Here is a 7,510-nt window from a genome sequence, read left to right on the forward strand (position 1 = left end):
ATTTATTAAATCATACTACTATGTCTGAAATTAAGTCAGAAAAATTTGTCCAATACAAGGTGAAAGACATTTCCCTTGCCGCTTGGGGAAGGAAAGAAATTAAATTGGCGGAAGCCGAGATGCCTGGTTTGATGGCTATCAGAGAGGAATATGGCCCTTCTCAACCTTTGAAAGGCGCAAGAATTGCAGGATGTCTTCACATGACTATTCAGACTGCTGTTTTGATAGAGACTTTGACTGCTTTGGGAGCTGAAGTTACCTGGTCTTCATGTAATATTTTTTCAACCCAGGACCATGCAGCAGCGGCGATTGCAGCAGCAGGTATTTCGGTATACGCCTGGAAAGGAATGACTGCTGAGGAATTTGATTGGTGCATTGAGCAGACGATTTTCTTCGGCGAAGATAAAAAACCATTGAATATGATCCTGGATGACGGTGGTGACCTTACCAACATGGTGTTGGATAACTATCCTGAATTGGTAGCCGGAATCAAAGGGCTTTCTGAAGAAACCACTACCGGTGTACACAGGCTTTATGAAAGAATGAAAAACGGTACACTTCCTATGCCTGCAATCAATGTCAATGATTCTGTTACCAAGTCAAAATTTGATAACAAATATGGCTGTAAAGAATCATTGGTAGATGCCATCAGAAGAGCTACAGATATCATGATGGCTGGAAAAGTTGCCGTTGTGGCAGGTTATGGTGATGTTGGAAAAGGATCCGCAGCTTCATTGAAAGGTGCAGGAGCAAGGGTGATCGTTACTGAAATTGATCCGATATGTGCCTTGCAGGCCGCAATGGACGGTTTTGCCGTCAAAAGAATGGTGGATGCGGTGAAGGAAGCGGACATCGTAGTCACTGCTACAGGCAACAAAGACATCATCACCAAGGAACATTTCCTTTCTATGAAGGACAAAGCCATCGTCTGTAACATCGGCCATTTTGACAACGAAATCGATATGGCTTGGTTGAATAAAAACTATGGTCATACCAAAGATGTCATCAAACCACAGGTTGACCTTTACACTGTAGAAGGAAAAGAGATCATCGTCCTTGCTGAAGGAAGATTGGTGAATCTTGGCTGTGCCACAGGTCATCCGTCTTTTGTGATGTCCAATTCATTCAGCAATCAGACTTTGGCGCAACTCGAACTTTGGATGAATACCGATCAGTATGAGCCGGGTGTTTATGTATTGCCAAAGCATCTTGATGAAAAAGTAGCAGCTTTGCACCTAGCCAAATTGGGCGTGGAATTGGATACCTTGACGCCAGATCAGGCAGCTTACATCGGTGTTACCGAAAACGGACCGTTCAAACCTGAATATTATAGGTATTGATTTGTTTCAAAATTTTATAAAAAAGCCTTCAGGAGAGATTCTGAAGGCTTTTTATTTTGCTATCGGGGTAATCATGGGCTACAAGCCAAAAAAGAAACTCATTCAGCAAGTCTGAAAACCATCAAGCGACCATCTTCCAAAGTAATCGTGGCAATAGAATTACATTGATTTTCTAAAGTATAGACCAATCTGTGGTTTGTAGCTTGTGATTCATTTCTAAAGAACCCCCAATTTTCCGACCCTTGCCCTGGCAATAAGAAGCCGTTTTTTATACAATTTATATTATAGCTCTTGGCTACTGTTTGTGTCATTCTGACTGATCTACCGGCAATATTTCTCCCTTCTATATCTCCGGTACTTGAAAATCCCGTCAAAATCCCGTTCAAGACTATCAATTGGTGGGTATAATTCCCGGTTATTCTGGTAGAGGATTTATTTCCATCAATGATAAAAAGATCCTGAAAAGATTCTGTTCTCCGGTTTGGATTAAGTAAAATATTAGCACGCTTAAATTCCCTGAATCCTTCGATTTTTATTCCCCTGACAGAATAATCTTCATATTCCATCCTCACAGTAGACTCCACGATTGAGTTGGAAATATACTGAAGATGGATTTTTCCTGATCTTGGAGCATAAAGGTTATTGACGCATTCTTTCTTCACAGAAAAAGCCAAAGTAACTTTTTTTAAGTTTTCATCAATGGTGACATCCGGACAGCCAGGTATTTCGAGGCTTTCGGCAAGGCGGTAATAATCAATGGTTTGGAATGGAAAAAAGAGAGATTCCTCAAGGGAAAGTGAAACCCCGAAAATTTCAATACCCTCAAACTGTAAATCAGTACTGATGTCCTTATCTACATCCCCAAAACAGGACCATAGCATTATAAAGAGTAAAAAAAATCCGGGTTTCTTCATTGTATATTTTTCTTTTTGCAAATCTAATTCCATTGTTTTGTTAAAAAAATGAAAATGGGAAGATGGATAAAGCTCTTTTTTTTAGATGATCTATTCCCTATCTTCAACGGTAATTAATCCCAAAATAATATGTCATATACAGATGGAATGCTTAAAGATGGTGCTTTAAAAGGAAAAACCATTTTGGTGACCGGAGGAGGTACAGGCCTTGGAAAATCCATGGGTCTATATTTTTTGAAACTTGGAGCCAACCTTATTATTACAAGCAGAAAATTGGATGTTCTCCAAAATACCGCCAAAGAAATGGAAGTTTCCACAGGCGGAAAAGTCCTGCCACTAGCCTGTGATGTAAGAGAAATCGATCAGGTCGAAAAAATGTGGACTGACGCTGTCGCCCATTTCGGAAAAGTGGATGTAGTCCTTAACAATGCCGCCGGAAATTTTATAAGCCCTACGGAGAGACTTTCTTCCAATGCTTTCAACACTGTATTGGACATAGTGCTCAAAGGTACTTCCAATGTGACCTTGACTGCTGGAAAATATTGGATCAAAGAAAAGCAGGCAGGAACATTCCTGAATATTGTAACTACCTATGCATGGACTGGATCGGGATATGTAGTTCCTAGTGCTGCAGCAAAAGCAGGTGTTTTGGCGATGACCCGATCTCTTGCCGTAGAGTGGGCTAAATACAAAATCAGGTCAAACGCCATTGCACCTGGGCCATTTCCTACTGAAGGAGCTTGGAGTAGGTTGCTACCGGGTGACTTGGTAAAGAAATTTGACCCGGCCAAAAAAGTCCCTGTAGGAAGGGTAGGTGACCATCAGGAATTGGCAAATATCGCCGCCTATCTTGTATCCGATTATTCAGCCTATGTCAACGGAGAGGTCATCACGATAGATGGGGGAGAATGGCTCATGGGAGCAGGTGAATTCAATAACTTAGACGCCATCCCGCAAGAAATGTGGGACATGATGGAAGCCTCAAGAGGAAAAAAAGCATGAGCCCCAAAGTGATTTGGGGCTATCTGAAAGCAAAATGGAAGATCAGAAACTTGTAGACCAAAAAGACACCTAAACAAAGGTGTCTTTTTGGTTTTTACTTATTTGTCTTCTTTAAAAATGGGTGCTTTCTTGAAGGGAAGCAACATGGTATTGTCCCAACTTGCCAAAACCTTTTTGATATTTCCGTCATCAAGGGATGTGGTTTCAATGATGTACCATCTTGTATTTTCTTCCACGCCGACTACTATAATATGGCTTTCTGTAATGACCTTACCACCCGGAACTTTCGAAATGGTAGTTACCGGTACGATTGCATGGGTCTCCTCACCGGTTTCGGTCAGTTGGATATGTGGTTTGCTTTTGAATTCCTGTAAGACAAACCCTTTTTTTCTTTGGGTTTCATGGATCAATTCAAGAGCTTTTATGACATTCTCCGGACCACCTGCTTTTTCTATGACATCAGGATAAGTAAATTTCAATAGCGTCTGATAATCATCACACATTTTGGCATTGTAATAGGATTTAGCGGCTTCCTGAATGTCAATCTCGACCTGAGCAAAACTTTGGAAACTGAAAAATAGACTTAGCAATAATAGACTGATGTTTTGGAAAGACTTTTTCATGAAATAAATAAACTTGGGGTGATAAGCGAAGATATCTAAAACTAAGAACCGCCAAAACATCTTGATGGATTTTTTTTAATCATAGACAAGCTACCATATAGTAAAGCGGGAACCCCAATGTGATATTAAAAGGAAAAGTAACGGCCAATGCCATAGGTAGGAAAATCCCTGGATTGGCTTTAGGAACAGCGATTTTCATCGCAGCGGGCACGGCGATATAAGAGGCAGAGGCAGCCAAAATGGCAAACATAAATCTATCTCCGGTATTAGAGGTGATGAAACCGCTCAAGAATGCAGTCAAGCAACCATTAAATAGAGGTACCAATACAGCAAACACAGTAGTGAACTTTCCCGATTCAAAGAAGTCTTTGAGTTTTTTTCCGCTTGTAATTCCCATATCCAAAAGGAAAATCGCCAAGAAACCTTTGAAAATATCTGTGGTAAATGGCTTGATTCCTTCTGCCTCTTTTTCACTTGCCAAGAAACCAATTATAAGGCTTCCCAGAATGAGCAAAACAGAACCATTTGTAAAGGAATGGCTTACCACTTTTCTTATTTTCATGGCATTGGTTTCACCAAAGGATTTTACCAAAAGTACGCCTATTATAATCGCAGGAGCTTCCATCAATGCCATTATGGCAACCATGTGGCCGCTGAAGGCTTGCTGTTGGATTTCAAGAAATGAAACCGCGGTTACAAATGTCACCGCCGAGACCGACCCGTAAGCTGCCGCAATTGCACCCGAGTTTTCGATACTCAGTTTCCTTTTCAAAATAAAAAAAGTATAGAGCGGAATCAGACTGGCTGCAGTTATCCCAAAAATAACAGCCCACACTATTCCCATGTTGAACTCTGAATGGGCAAGTTCCTGACCTCCTTTAAATCCAATCGCAAACAACAAGTATAAGGAAATGAATTTGGAAGAATTTTGGGGGATTTCGAGATCACTCTTGACCCTTACAGCTATGATTCCCAAAATAAAAAACAGCAGTGCAGGATTTGTGAAATTGTCGATCAATAATTGAAAGTTCATAATTTCTGAAAGTCCATTTGGATATCAAATTGTATTGATTTTCTTTTTGTGATTTGGGATAGTATACCTTGAATACCAATTTTATTTTCAATAATTATGGAGGATAGTCTGGGATGCCGGAAAATTAGATTTACCTGATGCTTCATGTGGATCAGGGCGAGTGAGGCTATTTTATTCGGTTCTTGGGTGATTTCATAGTAATTTTCGCGATAAAGGGAATCCAAAAGCTGGTGCGAGGAAGAATTGAAAAAATCCTCCTTCTTCACAATGGAAGTGAGAAGAGGGGATTCAATGTCATGAACATGAAATATTTCTGTGATGTCCTCATGAAGAAGAAGGTGAATAATAGAATCCGCGTACGCTTGATTGTCTAAATCGAAAACAGATCCCAATGCTGTCATGAAAAGGCAGTCATTCCCGAACCGTTTTTGCAGATATACCTCTCCGTGTATCAAAGGACAGAGCAAAAAGAGTTTTTTTGACATATTTTCTTTTTAAAATTTTGTAACCTTGCACAAAAATCTTGAGTATATATCATATATTTTTATTTATATTTATAATAAAAAGCATTAAAAATATTTATGAATTACACGCTACATCAATTACAGGTTTTTCTTAAGGTTTCTCAGACTGAAAGCATCACAAAAGCCGGCGAGGAACTTCATCTCACGCAGCCGGCGGTATCCATTCAACTGAAGAATTTTCAAGACCAATTTGAAATTCCCTTGACAGAAGTAGTAGGTAGAAAGCTCTATGTGACTGATTTTGGTAAGGAAATAGCCATCGCAGCCGAGAGAATTGTAGATCAGGTAAATGCGATTAATTACAAAACGATGGCTTTTAAAGGCCAACTCACCGGAAGGTTGAAAATCTCTGTAGTATCTACCGGAAAATATGTAATGCCTTACTTTCTAGGAGACTTCATAAGAAAAAATCCAGGCATTGAACTCAAGCTTGACGTGACCAACAAAGCCATGGTGGTCAATAGTTTGGATGAAAACGAAATTGATTTTGCGCTTGTTTCCATTTTACCTGAAGCCTTACAGATAGAAACTGTTGAATTGATGCAAAACAAACTGCTGTTGGTTGCTGGAAAGGACTTTGAAATTCCAAATACTGTTTCAGGAAAACAAATTTTTGAACATATAACATTGATTTACAGAGAATTAGGATCAGGCACAAGGCTTACAATGGAGCGATATCTTCGAAGTAACAACGTCCCTGTAACCAAAAAACTTGAGCTTACTTCCAATGAAGCGGTCAAACAGGCAGTCATTGCAGGGTTAGGTTGCTCAATAATGCCTCTCATCGGGATCAAAAATGAACTTAAAAATGGCGATTTGAAGATAATCCCGGTGGATGGCCTACCGATTATTACAAACTGGAACCTCATTTACCTCAAAAACAAAAAGTTCTCCCCAGTCGCTGAATCTTACCTTGAGTATCTCAAAGATCAGAAAAACAGGATTATTAAGGCGAATTTTCAATGGATTTGAATTTTTGAAATTGAAAGACCTGATTGATAGCCCATCACACCACCTATTGCCATATTTATTTTCAATTGACCAATTACCTACCAACCCATTTCAAAATAAATATCACTATCCTTTTTATCACTAAAAATCTTTCATAGTGATAATCATCTTTTCAATACAAAAACCCAAACAACCAAAGCGGAATTTTTTTGTCATTACCATATTCGATGTCATCGGCAGCGATAAAGTTGTTTTTGACTCCCTGAATCTGCTCTGCTGCTTTATTTTTGCCACCCACCTCAAAAGAATATTCCCTGTTGATTCTAAAATAACCCTTGTCGATATACTCTACGGTATGTTCATGTCCCATTTGATTGACAAAGAAAGTTTCTCGGAGATTTCCCAAATCGGCATTTTTCGGAGAAAAGGCAAATTGGAAATTCGTGTTTTCCAGGTAAACCTTGTCAGGTTTTTGAAGTTGGGTGATGCCCTTGATGTCTTTGTATAGGTTTTTGGTGATATGGGCTTCCTGCAAGAAAAACAGGTAGGCAATAAATGTATTTCTATTGATTCCTATTCTCTCACACAGCTTACTCACATTGGGGATAAAGGGGACCGATTCAGAAATGATCTGCAGCAATTGCTTGATTTTTGGAATGTAGGAAACTTCCAATTTTCTCAACAGTGGCAATTCAATTTCCAAAGTCATATTGACCACTTCCTCCAAGCGCTGATGGTAAAGTTCCGGTACTTCCCTGAAAAAGGGAAAGTAGCCCGAACTCAGGTATTGATGGAAATGCTCCAATGGTTTGAGCTTTGAATTGACTTCTCTGGCAATTTCAATGTGATTTTCGATCAAGTTTAGTAAAGTTGTCGAAGCAAAATTCTGCCCTGTCTGGAAACTTAGAAATTCCCTAAATGAAAGTCCCTGCATGTGGTAGATAATCGCCCTTCTGCTCAAATCCGCCCGGGCATTGAGGATTTCGAGCATGGATGACCCCGTAAATACTATTTTTAATTCGGGGAAGTCATCGTAAATGTTTTTGGTAACTACTCAGGTTGTAATTTAGCTATATGAGTGAGGTTTTGGAGGACATTTTCTGACTTTTTGATCAAGGTGTCG

Annotated in this window: 8 protein-coding genes; 3 read left to right on the top strand and 5 right to left on the bottom strand. The window is 39.6% G+C overall.

Annotated elements, in window-relative coordinates; all coding sequences use genetic code 11:
- The first annotated feature begins 20 nt into the window (after window positions 1–20).
- Window positions 21–1,340 carry an adenosylhomocysteinase gene (ahcY, locus tag MMU07_RS16415; RefSeq protein ID WP_241127357.1) on the top strand — a complete coding sequence of 440 codons (1,320 nt, stop codon included), beginning with the start codon at window positions 21–23 and terminating at the stop codon, window positions 1,338–1,340.
- Between the two features lie 98 nt (window positions 1,341–1,438).
- On the opposite strand, the gene MMU07_RS16420 is transcribed toward ahcY, so the two are convergent.
- Window positions 1,439–2,287 carry a hypothetical protein gene (locus MMU07_RS16420; protein WP_241127359.1) on the bottom strand — a complete coding sequence of 283 codons (849 nt, stop codon included), beginning with the start codon at window positions 2,285–2,287 and terminating at the stop codon, window positions 1,439–1,441.
- 96 nt (window positions 2,288–2,383) lie between these two features.
- Between MMU07_RS16420 and MMU07_RS16425 the strand changes: the two genes are divergently transcribed.
- Window positions 2,384–3,256 (top strand): SDR family oxidoreductase, encoded by an 873-nt coding sequence (locus MMU07_RS16425; protein ID WP_241127361.1) that lies wholly within the window; start codon window positions 2,384–2,386, stop codon window positions 3,254–3,256.
- A gap of 98 nt (window positions 3,257–3,354) precedes the next feature.
- On the opposite strand, the gene MMU07_RS16430 is transcribed toward MMU07_RS16425, so the two are convergent.
- The 3 genes from MMU07_RS16430 to MMU07_RS16440 form a co-directional block, all read right to left on the bottom strand.
- Window positions 3,355–3,879, bottom strand: coding sequence for a hypothetical protein (locus MMU07_RS16430; protein WP_241127363.1), 525 nt, complete (start codon window positions 3,877–3,879; stop codon window positions 3,355–3,357).
- A 79-nt stretch (window positions 3,880–3,958) separates the two neighbouring features.
- Window positions 3,959–4,912, bottom strand: a complete 954-nt coding sequence (locus tag MMU07_RS16435; RefSeq protein ID WP_241127365.1) for a sodium-dependent bicarbonate transport family permease — start codon at window positions 4,910–4,912, stop codon at window positions 3,959–3,961.
- The gene (locus MMU07_RS16440; RefSeq protein ID WP_241127367.1) at window positions 4,909–5,397 is read right to left on the bottom strand and encodes a hypothetical protein; all 489 of its coding nucleotides are present in this window, start codon (window positions 5,395–5,397) and stop codon (window positions 4,909–4,911) included. The genes MMU07_RS16435 and MMU07_RS16440 overlap by 4 nt, the downstream gene beginning before the upstream one ends.
- A gap of 96 nt (window positions 5,398–5,493) precedes the next feature.
- On the opposite strand from MMU07_RS16440, the gene MMU07_RS16445 reads away from it, so the two are divergent.
- Entirely contained in the window at window positions 5,494–6,408 is a 915-nt protein-coding gene (locus MMU07_RS16445; RefSeq protein WP_241127369.1) for a LysR family transcriptional regulator, read from the top strand.
- 151 nt (window positions 6,409–6,559) lie between these two features.
- Here MMU07_RS16445 and MMU07_RS16450 read toward each other — a convergent pair whose 3' ends face one another.
- Complete coding sequence (locus MMU07_RS16450) at window positions 6,560–7,426, bottom strand: ATP-binding protein (protein ID WP_336246203.1); 867 nt, start codon at window positions 7,424–7,426, stop codon at window positions 6,560–6,562.
- Window positions 7,427–7,510: the final 84 nt, after the last annotated feature.

Source organism: Cognataquiflexum nitidum, from assembly GCF_022538055.1.
GTDB classification, from domain to species: domain Bacteria; phylum Bacteroidota; class Bacteroidia; order Cytophagales; family Cyclobacteriaceae; genus Cognataquiflexum; species Cognataquiflexum nitidum.

What these genes read in the sequence shown, in the direction of transcription:
- MMU07_RS16440 (WP_241127367.1), bottom strand. Translation starts at nt 5,397, where the DNA reads ATGTCAAAAAAACTCTTTTTGCTCTGTCCTTTGATACACGGAGAGGTA.
- MMU07_RS16445 (WP_241127369.1), top strand. Translation starts at nt 5,494, where the DNA reads ATGAATTACACGCTACATCAATTACAGGTTTTTCTTAAGGTTTCTCAG.
- MMU07_RS16435 (WP_241127365.1), bottom strand. Translation starts at nt 4,912, where the DNA reads ATGAACTTTCAATTATTGATCGACAATTTCACAAATCCTGCACTGCTG.
- MMU07_RS16430 (WP_241127363.1), bottom strand. Translation starts at nt 3,879, where the DNA reads ATGAAAAAGTCTTTCCAAAACATCAGTCTATTATTGCTAAGTCTATTT.
- MMU07_RS16425 (WP_241127361.1), top strand. Translation starts at nt 2,384, where the DNA reads ATGTCATATACAGATGGAATGCTTAAAGATGGTGCTTTAAAAGGAAAA.
- MMU07_RS16420 (WP_241127359.1), bottom strand. Translation starts at nt 2,287, where the DNA reads ATGGAATTAGATTTGCAAAAAGAAAAATATACAATGAAGAAACCCGGA.
- ahcY (WP_241127357.1), top strand. Translation starts at nt 21, where the DNA reads ATGTCTGAAATTAAGTCAGAAAAATTTGTCCAATACAAGGTGAAAGAC.